This window comes from Sphingomonas sp. UYAg733, from assembly GCF_054057355.1.
In genome coordinates this window covers 38,141-52,360 of record NZ_JBSRZE010000017.1, presented here as the reverse complement: position 1 = coordinate 52,360, position 14,220 = coordinate 38,141, and the positions used below count along the sequence as shown (strand labels likewise).

Genomic DNA, 14,220 nt, shown 5'->3' with positions numbered 1-14,220 from the left:
CATCCGCCATAAATCCCGGCGCATCGGATCAGCCGCCGGGTGGTATCTCGGCGATGACCTCCGCGACCAGGTCCTTGCGACTGAGTTTGCCGATCATCGTCTTGGGCATGGTCAGGCGAATGACGACCTCATCGACCCGCTCGTGCCGGCCGAGCTGCGGGTTGAGCCAGTCCCGCAACTCCTCGCCGGTCGTGATGCGCCCGTCGGCGAGCGTCACATAAGCGCGTGGTTGTTCGCCGCGATAGACATTGGGAATGCCGATCACCAATGCCTCCTTCACTGCCGGGTTGCGGTAGAGGATATTCTCGATCTGGCTCGGAAAGACCTTGAAGCCGCTGACCGCGATCATGTCCTTCAGCCGGTCGACGATGCGGATAAAGCCATCGGGGTCGATCGTCCCGACATCGCCGGTGCGCAGCCAGCGTGTGCCTTTGTCATCGGTGACGAACACCTCAGCATCCGCTTCGGGTTTACCCCAATAACCCTTCATGATCTGCGGGCCGGCAATGACCAGTTCGCCGGGTTCGCCCGCGGGCGCTGGCACAGCGGGATCGCCCTTGTCGACCAGTGCGACGCTGGTGCCAGGGATCGGCTGACCGATCGTGCCGGGTTTGCCTTCATTCTCGTACGGGTTGGCGGACACCACGCCGCTACTCTCCGACAGGCCATAACCCTCGACCACGGTGGCGCCGGTGACGGTTTCGAACTTGGCCTTCAACTCGGCCGACAGCGGCGCGCCGCCCGAAATGCATATCCGCAGCGAGGAGAAATCGGTCCGCCCGACCTTGGGGTGGTCGAGCAGCGCCTGGTACATGGTCGGCACGCCGGGCAGCGCGGTCGCCTTGGTGCGGTGAATCGCGGCGAGCACCTGCCCCGCATCGAAGCGCGGCAGCATGACGATGCAGCCGCCATTGAGCACGGTGCGGTTGAGCACGCAGGTATTGGCGAAGACATGGAACAGCGGCAGCACGCCAAGGATGCGGTCGGCCGCGCCGGGATGCGGATCGAGTCCCATCACCTGACGCGCATTGGCCGACAGGTTCTGATGCGTCAGCATCGCGCCCTTGGGCGTGCCGGTGGTGCCACCGGTGTACTGGATCAGCGCGACATGTTCGACCGGATCGATCGCCACGGCCGTATGCTGGCCGTCATTGTCGATCAGCGCGGAGAAGGCGATGATGCGCGGATCGTCCGGCCGCCTGGTGGCCTCCTTGCCCTTGAACAGGCGGTAGAGCAAAGACTTGGCCGGGGGCAGCGCACCCGCGACCGACCCGACCACCAGCCGTTCGAGCCCGCTTTGCTCGAGCACTTTCAGCGCGGTTGGCAGCACCGCGCTGGCCGACACGGTGAACAGCATGCGCGTGCCCGAATCCGCGACCTGGTGCGCCAGTTCGTCGACCGTGTAGAGCGGCGAGAAATTGACCACCGTCGCGCCGATCTTGAGGACGCCGTAATAGGCCGCGACGTAATGCGGCACATTGGGCAGGAACAACCCGATCCGGTCGCCCGGACCATAGCCAAGTCTGGCCAGGCCCGCCGCGACGCGATTGGCACCGTCGAGCGTCTCGGCAAAGCTGTAATGTCGGCCGAGAAAATCGATCAGTGGCGCCTGTCCGGCGAGCGCGGCGGCGCGGTCGAACAACTCGACCATCGACAAGGGCGGGATCGGCGTATCCCAGCGCGTCGGGTGGCGATAGGCTTCGGTCCAGGCGCCGGCCGGAGTTGAGGTCGGGGATGGGGTCGGGTCGGTCATTGACATAGGTGTAAGCAGCGGTTTCGGACCGTGCAAGAGTCAGACCTTCAGCTGCCTTGGCAGATGCCTGGTCCAGGTGACCAGCACCGACACCGCGAAGATGCCGAGATCAAGCGCGGCCAGGACACGCTGCGGCGTCAGGTCGGCGCGGTCATGGGTGATGATCCGGATATCGGCGGTCGGATGGCGCACGACAAGCGTCAGCAGCAAAGCCGCGGCAACGATCAGGCCAATTCGACGGTCGCGCACCAGACGCTCCTTTTCCGTAGATCAGCCCCCGTAACGATCCGGGTGTACCGATCGAACGGCATGACGGCAAGTGAAGCTCAGGCCGCAGCGGCCCTTTTCAGTTGCTGTGATCCTGCGGCGCGGACCCGGTCGCGACCAGCTTCCTTGGCGGCGAACAGCGCGCGGTCGGCGGCGCGGTATAGCGCTTTCCAGTCCGACTCTTTGTGCAGCGGGCCGACGCACACGCCGATGCTGGCGGTGACCATCAGATCGAACGGCATCCGCCCGCTGCGGAATCCGGCAAGGATCACTTCGGGTTCGATCGGGCGGTCGCATTGCGTGACCACGGCGAATTCCTCGCCGCCGATCCGCGCCACCAGCGCGTGCGGGTGCGTGGTCGCGCGCAGGATCCGCGCGACCACGCGCAGCACCTCGTCACCGCCGTCATGGCCAATCGTGTCGTTGACGCGCTTGAAATTGTCGATGTCGATCAACAGCAGCGTCTGGTCTCCCGCACGCCCGATCGCGCGGTGGAGGAAAGCGCGGCGGTTGAGCAGGCCGGTCAGCGGGTCGGTATCGGCGAGGAGCCGCGCGGCAATCTCCTGTTCGCGCGCTTCATCGCGCTCCCGGCTGATCATCAGGATGCGATAGGCGATCGCCATCGACGACAGCACCGCCTCGATCGCCATCGAAGCGACGGTCGAATTATCGAGCCAGAAGCTATAGGGCAGCAGGTTGAAGCTGTACGCGGTGCGTGTCGCGGCGAGCCCGATCGGCACTGACCAGGCGGCCACGAACAGCCACAGATAGGGACTGCGGTGCCGCCAGGCGCTGTACAGGATCGGCATGATCGACAGGATCAAAAAGCCGAAGCCGAGCGAATAGGCGGTGTCGAACACCCGCATTCCCCAGGGCGCGAGCAGCGCCAGGCCAAGTGACGGTAGCGCCACCGCCACTGAAGCGATCCGGGACAGCGCACGCAGGCGCGGCGTCATCACGCCCTGTTCGAAGAAATAGCCGAGAAATGCGACCGCTGACACGCCGACCATCGCCAGCGTCACGTAATTGATGCGCAGTCGTGCCCGGTTGTCGATGTCGTTGAAAGCCCAGGCCAGCGCGCCCGACGACGAGAAGGCATAGAGCATCAGCGCGACGAGCATCATACAATAGAGCGGCAGATAGTCCTGGCGCAGAGCCCGGGCCAGGCCGAGATTGTAGAGCAGCAGCGCGAGGCACAGGCCGCCGAACCCGGAGTAGATCGCGGCCAGGACGATATTGGACATCGCCGTTTCGGTCCCGGTCGCGATCGTCGCGCCAAGCACGATGCCGCGCAAGTTCATGCTGCCCTCGACATGCCATAACAGCCGCACCACGGGGGCGTCGCGCCGCGGCAGCCAGCGGTGTACGATCGCGCCGAGTTGCAGATGGCGCGTCGCCGAATGGGCATCGGTGCGGATCGTCGCGACCTTGCCATCGGCATAGAGCGCATAGAGTGTCATGCTGTCCTGCCACTGGCTGAGCACGCGCACACCGATTCGCTGGCGTGTATCGGCGACCGAGACCGGCTGGCTGATCGCCCAGAAATCCCCTGAGCCGAATTTCGGCTGCGGTGTCGTGCAATCGAAAGCGGCGGGCGACCGCAACAGGGTCGCGGCGGTCATGCCAGGCGCGGCGCGAAGGATGCAGGTGTGGATCGGCTTGCCCACCGTTCCGGCCTGAGCGTGCGCGGGCGTGCTTGTCGCGAACAACGTCGCGAAGCTTAGGCAGATCAACGCCAACAGATTGAAAAACAAAGCCCGAAGCATGCGGGTGTTGTAACCCGAGATGCCGAACAGAAGGTAAAGAGCGGCGCCTTGCCGGGCCGATCGATCTACGGGGCAAGGCAGCGGGCCCCCGCTCTCGCGGGGGTGACAGGGGAGGGCGCAGCTAAACCATCGAATGGATGCGTTCCGCATACAACAAAAGGGCCGGACTTTCGCCCGGCCCTCCTGCATCATTAGCGAACGTAGTTACTTCGCGCTGACGGTTTCGGCCTTGCCTTTTTTCTTGGGCTTTTTCGGTGCCGCGGCGATGACTTCGAAGACCAAGGCGCCGTCCTTCATCTTCACCGTCACTTCGCCGCCATGGACCAACTTGCCGAAAAGCAATTCCTCGGCGAGCGGCTGTTTGATCTTTTCCTGGATCAACCGGCCCATCGGGCGCGCGCCGTAGAGCTTGTCATAACCCTTGGTGGTCAGCCACGCCTTGGATTCGTCGTCGAGATTGATGTGCACATTGCGGTCGGCAAGCTGCAGTTCGAGCTGGAGGATGAACTTCTCCACCACCCGCGCGACCACGTCGGTCGGCAGGTAGCTGAACGGCACGATCGCATCCAGCCGGTTGCGGAACTCCGGCGTGAACATCTTCTGCACCGCCTGTTCGTCCTCGCCTTCGCGCGACAGCTGACCGAAGCCAAGCGTCTCGCGCGCCATGTCGGACGCGCCGGCATTGGTCGTCATGATCAGGATGACGTTCCTGAAATCGACGGTCTTGCCGTGGTGGTCGGTCAGCTTGCCGTTGTCCATCACCTGCAACAGGATGTTGAACAGGTCGGGATGCGCCTTTTCGATTTCGTCGAGCAGCAGCACCGAATGCGGCTGCTGATCGACCGCGTCGGTCAGCAGACCGCCCTGGTCATAACCGACATAGCCGGGAGGCGCACCGATCAGCCGGCTGACCGAATGGCGTTCCATATATTCCGACATGTCGAAGCGCTGCAGCGGGATGCCCATGATGCTGGCAAGCTGCTTGGCGACTTCGGTCTTGCCGACGCCGGTCGGGCCGGTGAACAGATAATTGCCGATCGGCTTGTCGGGATCGCGCAAGCCAGCACGACTGAGCTTGATCGCCGAAGCGAGCTTCTCGATCGCGGCATTCTGGCCGAATACCACTCGTTTGAGATCGGTCTCCAGGCTTTCCAGCGCCTTGGTGTCGTCGGTCGAGACCGATTTCGGCGGAATGCGCGCCATCGTTGCGATCACTGCCTCGATCTCGCGCGTGGTGATCGTTTTCTTGCGCTTGTTCGGTGGCACCAGCATCTGCATCGCGCCGACTTCGTCGATCACGTCGATCGCCTTGTCGGGCAATTTGCGGTCGTTGATGTAGCGCGCGCTCAGTTCCACCGCCGACTTGATCGCGTCGGGAGTGTATTTGACCGAGTGATGATTCTCGAACGCGGTGCGCAAGCCGGTCAGGATCTTGATCGTGTCCTCGATCGTCGGTTCATTGACGTCGATCTTCTGGAAGCGCCGCAGCAATGCACGGTCCTTCTCGAAGTGATTGCGGAATTCCTTGTAGGTGGTCGATCCGATGCACCGGATCGTGCCGCCCGACAAAGCCGGTTTCAGCAGATTCGACGCATCCATCGCACCGCCGCTGGTCGCGCCCGCACCGATCACGGTGTGGATCTCGTCGATGAACAGGATCGCATCGGGCAGCTTTTCGAGCTCGTTGACGACCGCTTTCAGCCGCTCCTCGAAATCGCCGCGATACCGCGTACCAGCCAGCAGCGCGCCCATGTCGAGCGAATAGATGACCGCGGGCAGCAGCACTTCGGGCACGTCGCCTTCGACGATCTTGCGCGCCAGGCCTTCCGCGATCGCGGTTTTGCCGACGCCGGGATCGCCGACATAGAGCGGATTGTTCTTCGAACGGCGACACAGGATCTGCACGGTGCGATCGACCTCGGGCCCGCGCCCGATCAGTGGATCGACCTTGCCGTTCCTGGCCTTTTCATTGAGATCGACGGTGAACTGCTTGAGCGCGCTTTCGCTCTTGCCCTTATCGCCGCCCGGTTTCTGCGCCTTTTCTTCTTCCGCGCCCTTCACTTCGCGCGCTTCGGGAACAGCGCCACCCTTGCCGACGCCGTGCGAGATGAAGCTGACGGCATCGAGGCGGCTCATGTCCTGCTGCTGGAGGAAATAGACGGCGTAGCTTTCGCGCTCGCTGAACAAGGCGACGAGAACATTGGCGCCGGTTACTTCGTCGCGGCCCGAAGACTGCACGTGGAGGATGGCGCGCTGCACGACGCGCTGGAAACCGCTGGTCGGCGAAGGATCGGTGGCCGCGTCGACCTTCAGCGCCTCAAGCTCGGTGTCGAGATAGTGCGCGACGGTTGCTTTGAGCTCGCCGAGATCGACGCCGCATGACGACATGACGTTCGACGCATGCTCGTCATCGACCAAAGCGAGCAGCAGATGCTCCAGCGTCGCATATTCGTGGCGACGCGACGACGCGGCTTCGAGCGCCTTGTGCAGCGTGGTCTCGAGCGCGGAAGCGAAACTAGGCATTCAGGTTACTCCCATTCGGGCATCGGGGCGGGCCGCTGCGAATGCGGACGGCCCTTTCCACTAATGTTGGAAGGCAAGGCGCCCGCATCAAGCACTTGAAAAACGCCCCGGCTCTTCCAGCCTGCCGGAGCGCCAATGCTCATCGCTTGAATAGCTCGTTAGCGCTTTCGCGATGGTTAACGGCGCGTTGCATCTTTCCGCGCGTGCGCTCGATTTCCGCCTCCAGTGCCGCGATGCGCCCCTCGAGCTCGGCAACCGACAGCGGGTCGAGATCCTGCCGGGTCAGCTCGGCCAGCGGGTCGCCGCCTCTTTTCGGAAGGATCTCGTCCAAATCCATGATCGACAACGTTGACCGCACGAACCGCGATGTCAATAACGCGACCGGCCAGAGTGATTTTATCCGGCGAAATGGGGCGGCGGATCGATGAACGATATTCCAACGATGATGCAGGCGATCGACCCGGAAGCTCCCGGAGGGCCGGAGGTGATGCGCGTCGTCCAGCGCCCGGTGCCGGTGCCCGGTCCCGGCGAAGTGCTGGTCCGCGTCGCCGCCGCAGGGGTCAACCGGCCCGAGGTGATGCAGCGCAAGGGCCTCTACCCGCCGCCGCCCGGCGCACCGTCGATTCTCGGCATGGAGATATCCGGGACGGTGGTGGCGCTTGGCGATGGTGTCATGGCCGAGGCACTTGGCCAGCCGGTGTGCGCGCTGATCAGTGGCGGCGCTTATGCCGACTACGCCGTCGCGCCCTGGGGTCAGTGCCTGCCGGTGCCCGAAGCGCTGTCGATGGTCGAGGCGGCGGCGATGCCCGAGACGCTGTTCACCGTGTGGACCAATTTGTTCGAGCGCGGTTACGCGTCGGAGGGCGACGTGGTGCTGGTCCATGGCGGCACCAGCGGCATCGGCACGATGGCAATCGCGCTCGCCAATCTATTTGGCCTGACCATCATCGTCACCGCCGGCTCGGACGAGAAATGCGCCGCAGCCAGGGCGTTGGGCGCGGATCATGCGATCAATTACAAGACGCAGGATTTCGTCGCCGAGGTGAAGGCGATCACCGATGGCAAGGGCTGCGCGGTGGTGCTCGATATGGTCGGTGGCGATTACCTGCCGCGCAACATGCAGTGCCTCGCCGATGACGGCCGCCACGTCTCGATCGCGGTGCAGGGCGGCCTGACTGCGACGATCCCGATCTTCGAGATCATGCGCCGCCGCCTGACTCTGACCGGATCGACGCTGCGTCCGCGTGACACCGTGTTCAAGAGCCTGGTCGCCGACGAACTGGCGCGCACGGTGTGGCCGCATGTCGAGGCCGGGCGGCTGAAGCCGGTGATCGACCGGACATTTTCGCTGGCTGAGGCACCGGCCGCGCATGAGCGGATGGAGGCAGGCGACCATGTCGGCAAGATCGTACTGGTGATGATGGCGTAGAGTGCGCCTCGCGGGTTGCGGAGAAGAAGCGGGATGCCCGCGTGCGCGGGCATGACGGCTGTGGAGAGGCTCCGCTAACCATCTGTATCGCCACTCTGGTTCCGATTTCGGTAGCGCGCGCAGCATGGGGCACTACAATTGCCGCCATGGGCAGGGTGGCATGTTAGCGTTTCTCGGGGCGCCGGAAAATTTCGTCTTCGTTTCGGCCATCGTCCTGATGCTGTTGATCGGCGTCGTGCAACTGGTCGGGCTTGGCCATGACGCGCACATCGACGGCGATTTCGATTCGCATCCCGATCTGCTCAGCTGGCTTGGGGTCGGAAAGTTGCCGCTGCTGATGCTGCTGGTCGTGTTCCTCGCCATGTTCGGCATGATCGGGCTGATCGGGCAGCAGGCGATCCATGACAGCACCGGCGCGTTGCTCGATCCGTGGTTCGCAATTCCCGCCGCACTCGCCGCCGCACTACCCGCAACCGGTCTCGCCGCCCGCGGACTCGCGCGCATCCTGCCGCGCGATCACACCACCGCCATTTCGCTCGACGATCTGGTGGGGGAGGCGGGCAGCATCGTCACGGGTCGTGCCGCTTATGGCTCGCCCGCCCGTGCGCGGGTCGAGGACGAGCATGGCCAGGCCCATTACGTCATGGTCGAGCCCAACGCGCCCGACCAGGTCTTCGAGGAAGACGAGCGAATCCTGCTCGTGCGCCGCGAGGGCCAGATCTTTCGTGCCATTTCCCGCGGCGACCATCGCCTGCCGTATATCGGAGTCTGATCGCAATGAACGACGTCGTAACCCAGTCCGGGTCGATCATACCTTATCTGATCTATGCCGGCGTCGGCCTTGCCGCGCTGCTCATTCTCGGCTTGATCCTCGCCAAACTCTACAAGCGCGCCTCGAAGGAAATCGGCTTTGTGCGCACCGGTTTCGGTGGTGAAAAGGTCGTGATCAACGGCGGCGCGCTGGTCCTGCCGGTGTTCCATGAGACGATGCCGGTCAACATGAACACGGTCCGCCTTGCGGTCGAACGCAAGAACACCGACGCGCTGATCACGCTCGACCGGCTGCGCATCGACGTGAAGGCTGAATTCTACGTCCGCGTGCGTCCCGACGCGCAGTCGATCGCGACCGCCGCGCAGACGCTGGGCATGCGCACCATGCATCCCGATGCGCTGAAGGAGCTGGTCGAGGGCAAGTTCGTCGATGCGCTGCGCTCGGTTGCCGCCGGCATGACGATGAACCAGCTGCACGAACAGCGCGCCGATTTCGTGCAGAAGGTGCAGCAAGTGTCGTCCGCCGATCTGGCGATGAACGGCCTTGAGCTCGAATCCGTCTCGCTGACCGGGCTCGACCAGACCTCGATCGAGCATTTCAACGCCAATAACGCGTTCGACGCCGAGGGCCTGACCAAGCTGACCGAGCAGATCGAGCTGCGCAAGAAAGCGCGCAACGACATCGAGCAGGACACGCGGATCCAGATCGAGACCAAGAACCTCGAGGCCGAGCGCCAGTCCTTCCTGATCGGCCGCGATACCGAATTCGCCCGGCTCGAACAGGAGCGCGAGATCGAATTGAAGCGTGCCGGCCAGGCATCCGAGGTCGCGCGCGAACAGGCGCTGCGCACGCGCGAAGCCGATCAGGCCAAGATCGAGGCCAAGCAAAAGGTCGACAGCTCGCAGATCGAGGCCGATCGCGCGGTCAAGGAAGCGCAGATCGCACAGGAACAGGCGCTCGCGCTGGCCCGGCAGGAGCAGCAGATCGCGGTGCAGAACAAGAGCCGCGAAGAGAGCCAGTCGCGCGCCGAGGCCGACAAGGCGCGTGCCGAAGCCGTCGCTGCGGAGGAACAGGTCGCCACGGCGCGCGAAACCGAGATCGCCGAGCGCGAGAAGCGCATCGAGCTGATCGACGCGTCGCGCGAAGCCGAACGCGCCGCGATCGGCATCAAGGTGCAGGCCGAGGCCGAGAAGCAAGCCGCAGCCGACCGCGGTGAGGCGGTACGGCTGACCGCCCAAAGCGAGGCCGAGGCAGCCAAGCTCAGGGCCGAAGGAGACCGGGTCCGTTTCGAAGTCGAGGCGGCGGGCCAACGCGCGGTCAACGAGGCGGCGAACCTGTTGTCGTCGGACCAGATATCGATGGCGACCAGGCTCGCGCTGTTGAAAGTGCTGCCCGAAATGATCCGCGAGGCGGCCAAGCCGATGGAGGCGATCGACAGCATCAAGATCGTCCAGGTCGAGGGACTGCAAGGCAATGGCGGTGCCGGCGTGGCGATCGACGGCGATGGCGGGAATAGCGGGGGCAACCTCGCCAATTCGGCGGTGTCGGCGGCGCTGCGCTACCGTGCCCAGGCGCCGTTGATCGACGGGCTGATGAAGGAACTGGGCATCGACGGCTCGTCGCTTGAGGCGATGACGCGATCAGTGGTGGTGGCCGTGCCCGTGGCGAGCCCGGCTGTGGTCCCAGCCCCGGTTTCGGGAGAAGATGACAAGTGATTCGTCACGTCGTGCTGGCATTGATCGTGCTGGCCTATGCCGGCACGGCCTATCTCTCGCCGCTGGAATGGAATGCCCGGAGCGTGCCGGAGATCGCGCATGTCGCCGATTTGCCGCCACAAACCGATCAGGCCAAGTTCGGCGAATTTCTCCGCTATACCGGCATTGCCGTAACCCGCGCGGCAAAGGCGCCGGTCACGAGCGAAAGTCCGGTCGAGCTTGGTTATTCGTTCCGTCAGATCAGCGTGATGCGCCTGCCGTTGATCGGTTATCGTGAGCTTGGTCTGGCGCTCTACCAGGAGCAGGCGGACGGCTATCGCATGGTGCCGCTCAACGACGATTATATCGCTGAGCTCGAGAAGGAGCCCGGCGCGCGGCTCGACACCAACTATATTTTCCCGTGGTGGAAATATGCCTGGGGCTGGCTGTTCGCAGTCGCGCTGATCGGCTGGTACCTGCTGCAACGTCGCGCCGAGCGCGCGGCGCGCGAGGCATCCGGGATTATCTAGGTAACGTGCGGGCCATATCCGCTTGGGCAGAGAGCGGTGCCCGGCTGTTCGTGCCAGCGGTCGGCGGCTACGGCTTGTTCGAACTCGGCGCGGCGCGGTGCGGCTCGGTCGATCATCTGCTCAGCCAGTTCGTGCAACGCCGCACGCAGCTCCGGCGGGTCGATCACTTCGATTTCCGGCCCGACCGCCAGCAGGTCGAGCGCCGCTTGTTCGGGCCGTTCGACCGGCAGGCTCAGCCGCACCCAGCCATCACTTTCCACCGGCCCGGCGGCTTGCACCGCGCGAACCGCATAGCCGCCGAGCCGGGTGAGCCGCTTCAAGCCGATCGGCGACGCGCGCAGCAGCGCATGCTCCTGTCGCAGCTCGTTTTCGAACCGCTCGGTTGCCTCCGACCAGAAAGCGGCAAGCTCGAACCGCGCGGGTCGTTCGAATAGCGTGTCGAGCGTCGTCGCCGACAGGATATTGGATACCTTGAAAATGCGGGTCTTGCCGCGCGCCGCGGCGACGCAATACCAGGCGCCGGCCTTCATCACTAAACCGAGCGGTTCGATCCGCCAGTCATGCGTCGCGGTCCAGCTTTCGTAGCGCATTTCGACCTCCCGCTGATCGAGCACTGCGCGTGTCAGGCGCGGCAGATGTTCGGCCGGCTGGTCGTCGCGGTACCAGTCGATCGGATCGAGATGGAAACGCGCACCGATCCGCGCCGCGCCGTCGATCGCGCCGGGGGTCAGCGACGCGAGCAGCTTGCCCCTGGCGCGCGATGCCGCCGGCCCCAGGCCGAGCGCCGCCGCCGGCCCGGGCAAGCCGATCATCAGCATCGCCTCCGCCTCGTCGCTGGCGAGCCCGGTCAGTCGCGTGCGATACCCGTCGAGCAGCTGGAACCCGCCGCCCGGACCACGATCGCCATAAACCGGCACCCCGGCCGCACTGAGTGAATCGACATCGCGATAGATCGTCCGCTCCGATACTTCGAATTCTTCGGCCAATGCCCTGGCGGTCAGCCGCGTGCGGAGCTGCAACAGGATCAGGATCGAGAGGAGCCGGCTGGCGCGCATGATTTTTGCACTATCCCCGATAATAGCTGACGGCCCTATAATAACTGACGAAAAGTGTCAGGTAGCACGGTCCATAGCTGTTCGCATCGAACGACAAAAGGACAGGGCAATGGCAAATATCGGACGCAGGATGGTTCTGCAGGGTGCGGCAGGATTGATGGTCGCACAAATCGCGCTGAGCGGCACGACGGCAAGCGCGGCGTCGCCGCCGCCCCAGCCGCTGGGCAAGCCGGGCGATTTCGACTTCCTCACCGGCGAATGGCGAATCCATAACCGCATGATCAAGCCCGGCACCGATAGCGAGTGGATCGAATTCCCCGGTGAGGCGACGGTCCGGCCGATCCTGGCCGGCGTATGCAGCGTCGAGGAACTGCGCATTCCGGCACGCAATTTCTCCGGCATGGGGCTGCGCCTGCTCGACGTCGAGAAAAAGATCTGGTCGGATCATTGGGTCGATGGCCGGTCGGGCGTGGTCACCGTGCCTGGCCAGACCGGCGTGTTCGTCGATGGTGTCGGCACCTTTATGTCGGAGGAAATGGATGGCGATACGCAGGTGACGGTGCACGGCATCTGGGACCGGATCACGCCGACCTCGTGCCGCTGGTATCAGCGCATGTCGCGAGACGGCGGCAAGCGCTGGAAGGAGAACTGGTTCATGGATTGGGCCCGGGTCGCCTGAGGGCTGGGGGCCTGAGGATCCGGAGCCCGAGGGTTCGGGGCAATGTTAGACAAGGCCTGCTTATCGATCGTCGCGTTCGTTTGATTTGACGCATCACGCCGCCACGTCATTAAAGGCACGCCAGCCGGGGAGCCGATATGTCCAGCCTGATCCTTCACGAATTCGCCAATTCGGGAAATTGCTACAAGATCCGCCTGACCGCCGCGCATCTCGGCATTGCGATCGAGCGGCGTGAATATGACATCATGGCGGGCGAGACGCGTACGCCAGCGTTCCTCGGCGGGGTCAATGCCAATGGCCGCATCCCGGTGCTCCAGGTTGGCGACCGTTTCCTGCCGGAGAGTGGTGCGGCCTGCCTGTATCTCGCGGAAGGATCGGCGCTGATCCCCGAAGACAGGTTCGAGCGCGCCGACATGATGCGCTGGATGTTCTGGGAACAATATAATCACGAACCCAATGTCGCGACCCTGCGCTTCTGGTATGTCTTTATCGGCGAGGATGCACTTGACGAGGTGCGACAGGCGCAGCTGCCGGCCAGGCGCGCGGCGGGCGACGCGGCGCTTGCCTTGATGGACGAACATCTCGCGACCCACGATTATTTCGTCGGTGATCGCCTGACGCTCGCAGATATCGCGCTTTATGCCTATACCCATGTCGCGGACGAGGGGCGGTTCGATCTCGCACGCTATCCGGCGCTCGGCAAATGGCTCGCCCGCGTCGCGGCGACACCTGGGCACGTCACACTAGATGCCTGAAATGCCACGAAACTGTCACGCTTCACGATTCTAAATGTAACACGATCTCGTCATAGCGGCATCCATTGGGGCAGCTATTCGGGGATACGTCATGAACGTCGTCACCAAGATCGCGATGGATGGTTCACTTGCGAGTTTCGGCGATTTCGCGAATTCCGACCCGGTGATCCCGGAGAAGATCGTGACGCAGCGGCGGCAATATCGCACGATCTGGATCTCCGACGTGCATCTCGGCACGCGCGGCTGCAACGCCGCGTTGCTGATCGATTTCCTCGACCATGTCGACAGCGAGACGATGTATCTGGTCGGCGACATCATCGACGGATGGCGGTTGAAGAAGAAGTTCTACTGGCCGTCGGCGCATAACGACATTGTCTGGCGGCTGTTCAAGCGCGCCAAGCGCGGCACTCGGATGATTTATATTCCGGGCAATCACGACGAGGTCTTCCGGCAATTCTCCGGGCTCGATTTCGGCGGCGTGTCGATCCGCCGCAAGGCGATCCACGAAACCGCCGATGGCCGCCGCCTGCTGGTCCTGCACGGCGACGAGTTCGACGCGATCACGCTCACCCACCGCTGGCTGGCGCATGTCGGCGATGTGGCGTATGAATTCATGATGGCCCTGAACCGCTGGGTAAACGCGTATCGACGCTTTTTCGACCTGCCTTACTGGTCGCTGTCGAAGCATGCGAAAGCCAAGGTCAAGAACGCGGTCGAATTCATTTCCAATTATGAGGAAGTGGTGGCGCAGGCGGCGGGCAGCCGCGGCGTCGACGGCGTGGTGTGCGGCCATATCCACACCGCCGAGTTCCGCGACATCGGCGGCGTGGAATATTATAATGACGGCGACTGGGTCGAGGGCTGCACCGCTTTGGTCGAGCATTTCGATGGCCGCATGGAATTGCTTCATTGGGCCGACGAGATCGCCAGGCGCGAGCTGCCCGATGACCCGCCGGGCCGAGCGACCGCGGAGATCGAGATGTTGGCGGCCTGACCA

General features: G+C 63.8%; 13 protein-coding genes. 7 read left to right on the top strand and 6 right to left on the bottom strand.

All coding sequences use genetic code 11. The features are described 5' to 3' along the window. Positions 1-28 precede the first annotated feature (28 nt). The 5 genes from ACVWZA_RS19045 to ACVWZA_RS19025 form a co-directional block, all read right to left on the bottom strand. Positions 29-1,753, bottom strand: coding sequence for an AMP-binding protein (locus ACVWZA_RS19045; protein WP_457312943.1), 1,725 nt, complete (start codon positions 1,751-1,753; stop codon positions 29-31). Between the two features lie 39 nt (positions 1,754-1,792). Continuing rightward, positions 1,793-2,002: a hypothetical protein gene (locus ACVWZA_RS19040; protein WP_457312942.1), complete on the bottom strand. Its 210-nt coding sequence runs from the start codon at positions 2,000-2,002 to the stop codon at positions 1,793-1,795. Positions 2,003-2,079: 77 nt separating this feature from the next. Next, positions 2,080-3,786 carry a GGDEF domain-containing protein gene (locus tag ACVWZA_RS19035; RefSeq protein WP_457312941.1) on the bottom strand — a complete coding sequence of 569 codons (1,707 nt, stop codon included), beginning with the start codon at positions 3,784-3,786 and terminating at the stop codon, positions 2,080-2,082. Between the two features lie 204 nt (positions 3,787-3,990). Then, entirely contained in the window at positions 3,991-6,309 is a 2,319-nt protein-coding gene (clpA, locus tag ACVWZA_RS19030; RefSeq protein ID WP_457312939.1) for an ATP-dependent Clp protease ATP-binding subunit ClpA, read from the bottom strand. Positions 6,310-6,448: 139 nt separating this feature from the next. Continuing rightward, positions 6,449-6,646 (bottom strand): DUF1192 domain-containing protein, encoded by a 198-nt coding sequence (locus ACVWZA_RS19025; RefSeq protein WP_457312938.1) that lies wholly within the window; start codon positions 6,644-6,646, stop codon positions 6,449-6,451. An 87-nt stretch (positions 6,647-6,733) separates the two neighbouring features. Here ACVWZA_RS19025 and ACVWZA_RS19020 point away from each other — a divergent pair, with 87 nt between their 5' ends. The 4 genes from ACVWZA_RS19020 to ACVWZA_RS19005 all read left to right on the top strand — a co-directional run bounded on the left by ACVWZA_RS19020 (position 6,734) and on the right by ACVWZA_RS19005 (position 10,734). Then, on the top strand, positions 6,734-7,738 hold the full coding sequence (locus ACVWZA_RS19020; RefSeq protein WP_457312937.1) for an NAD(P)H-quinone oxidoreductase: 1,005 nt from the start codon (positions 6,734-6,736) through the stop codon (positions 7,736-7,738). A gap of 160 nt (positions 7,739-7,898) precedes the next feature. Then, positions 7,899-8,510, top strand: coding sequence for a YqiJ family protein (locus tag ACVWZA_RS19015; protein ID WP_457312935.1), 612 nt, complete (start codon positions 7,899-7,901; stop codon positions 8,508-8,510). 5 nt (positions 8,511-8,515) lie between these two features. Further along, positions 8,516-10,225 (top strand): flotillin family protein, encoded by a 1,710-nt coding sequence (locus ACVWZA_RS19010; protein ID WP_457312934.1) that lies wholly within the window; start codon positions 8,516-8,518, stop codon positions 10,223-10,225. After that, complete coding sequence (locus ACVWZA_RS19005) at positions 10,222-10,734, top strand: hypothetical protein (RefSeq protein WP_457312933.1); 513 nt, start codon at positions 10,222-10,224, stop codon at positions 10,732-10,734. Before ACVWZA_RS19010 ends, ACVWZA_RS19005 begins: the two co-directional genes overlap by 4 nt. On the opposite strand, the gene ACVWZA_RS19000 is transcribed toward ACVWZA_RS19005, so the two are convergent. Further along, the gene (locus ACVWZA_RS19000) at positions 10,731-11,789 is read right to left on the bottom strand and encodes a helix-turn-helix transcriptional regulator (protein ID WP_457312932.1); all 1,059 of its coding nucleotides are present in this window, start codon (positions 11,787-11,789) and stop codon (positions 10,731-10,733) included. The two genes, ACVWZA_RS19005 and ACVWZA_RS19000, sit on opposite strands and share 4 nt — an antisense overlap. A 109-nt stretch (positions 11,790-11,898) precedes the next feature. On the opposite strand from ACVWZA_RS19000, the gene ACVWZA_RS18995 reads away from it, so the two are divergent. The 3 genes from ACVWZA_RS18995 (at position 11,899) to ACVWZA_RS18985 (ending at position 14,217) form a co-directional block, all read left to right on the top strand. Beyond that, positions 11,899-12,468 (top strand): hypothetical protein, encoded by a 570-nt coding sequence (locus ACVWZA_RS18995; RefSeq protein ID WP_457312931.1) that lies wholly within the window; start codon positions 11,899-11,901, stop codon positions 12,466-12,468. A gap of 137 nt (positions 12,469-12,605) precedes the next feature. Continuing rightward, positions 12,606-13,223 carry a glutathione S-transferase family protein gene (locus ACVWZA_RS18990; RefSeq protein WP_457312930.1) on the top strand — a complete coding sequence of 206 codons (618 nt, stop codon included), beginning with the start codon at positions 12,606-12,608 and terminating at the stop codon, positions 13,221-13,223. Positions 13,224-13,314: 91 nt separating this feature from the next. Continuing rightward, a complete protein-coding gene (locus ACVWZA_RS18985; protein WP_457312929.1) occupies positions 13,315-14,217 on the top strand; it encodes a UDP-2,3-diacylglucosamine diphosphatase in 903 nt (300 codons plus the stop codon). Positions 14,218-14,220 lie beyond the last annotated feature (3 nt).

Coding starts and splice junctions, on each gene's coding strand:
- ACVWZA_RS19020 (WP_457312937.1), top strand. CDS start 6,734: ATGAACGATATTCCAACGATGATGCAGGCGATCGACCCGGAAGCTCCC.
- ACVWZA_RS18985 (WP_457312929.1), top strand. CDS start 13,315: ATGAACGTCGTCACCAAGATCGCGATGGATGGTTCACTTGCGAGTTTC.
- ACVWZA_RS19035 (WP_457312941.1), bottom strand. CDS start 3,786: ATGCTTCGGGCTTTGTTTTTCAATCTGTTGGCGTTGATCTGCCTAAGC.
- ACVWZA_RS19010 (WP_457312934.1), top strand. CDS start 8,516: ATGAACGACGTCGTAACCCAGTCCGGGTCGATCATACCTTATCTGATC.
- ACVWZA_RS19045 (WP_457312943.1), bottom strand. CDS start 1,753: ATGACCGACCCGACCCCATCCCCGACCTCAACTCCGGCCGGCGCCTGG.
- ACVWZA_RS19000 (WP_457312932.1), bottom strand. CDS start 11,789: ATGCGCGCCAGCCGGCTCCTCTCGATCCTGATCCTGTTGCAGCTCCGC.
- ACVWZA_RS19025 (WP_457312938.1), bottom strand. CDS start 6,646: ATGGATTTGGACGAGATCCTTCCGAAAAGAGGCGGCGACCCGCTGGCC.
- clpA (WP_457312939.1), bottom strand. CDS start 6,309: ATGCCTAGTTTCGCTTCCGCGCTCGAGACCACGCTGCACAAGGCGCTC.
- ACVWZA_RS18990 (WP_457312930.1), top strand. CDS start 12,606: ATGTCCAGCCTGATCCTTCACGAATTCGCCAATTCGGGAAATTGCTAC.
- ACVWZA_RS18995 (WP_457312931.1), top strand. CDS start 11,899: ATGGCAAATATCGGACGCAGGATGGTTCTGCAGGGTGCGGCAGGATTG.
- ACVWZA_RS19015 (WP_457312935.1), top strand. CDS start 7,899: ATGTTAGCGTTTCTCGGGGCGCCGGAAAATTTCGTCTTCGTTTCGGCC.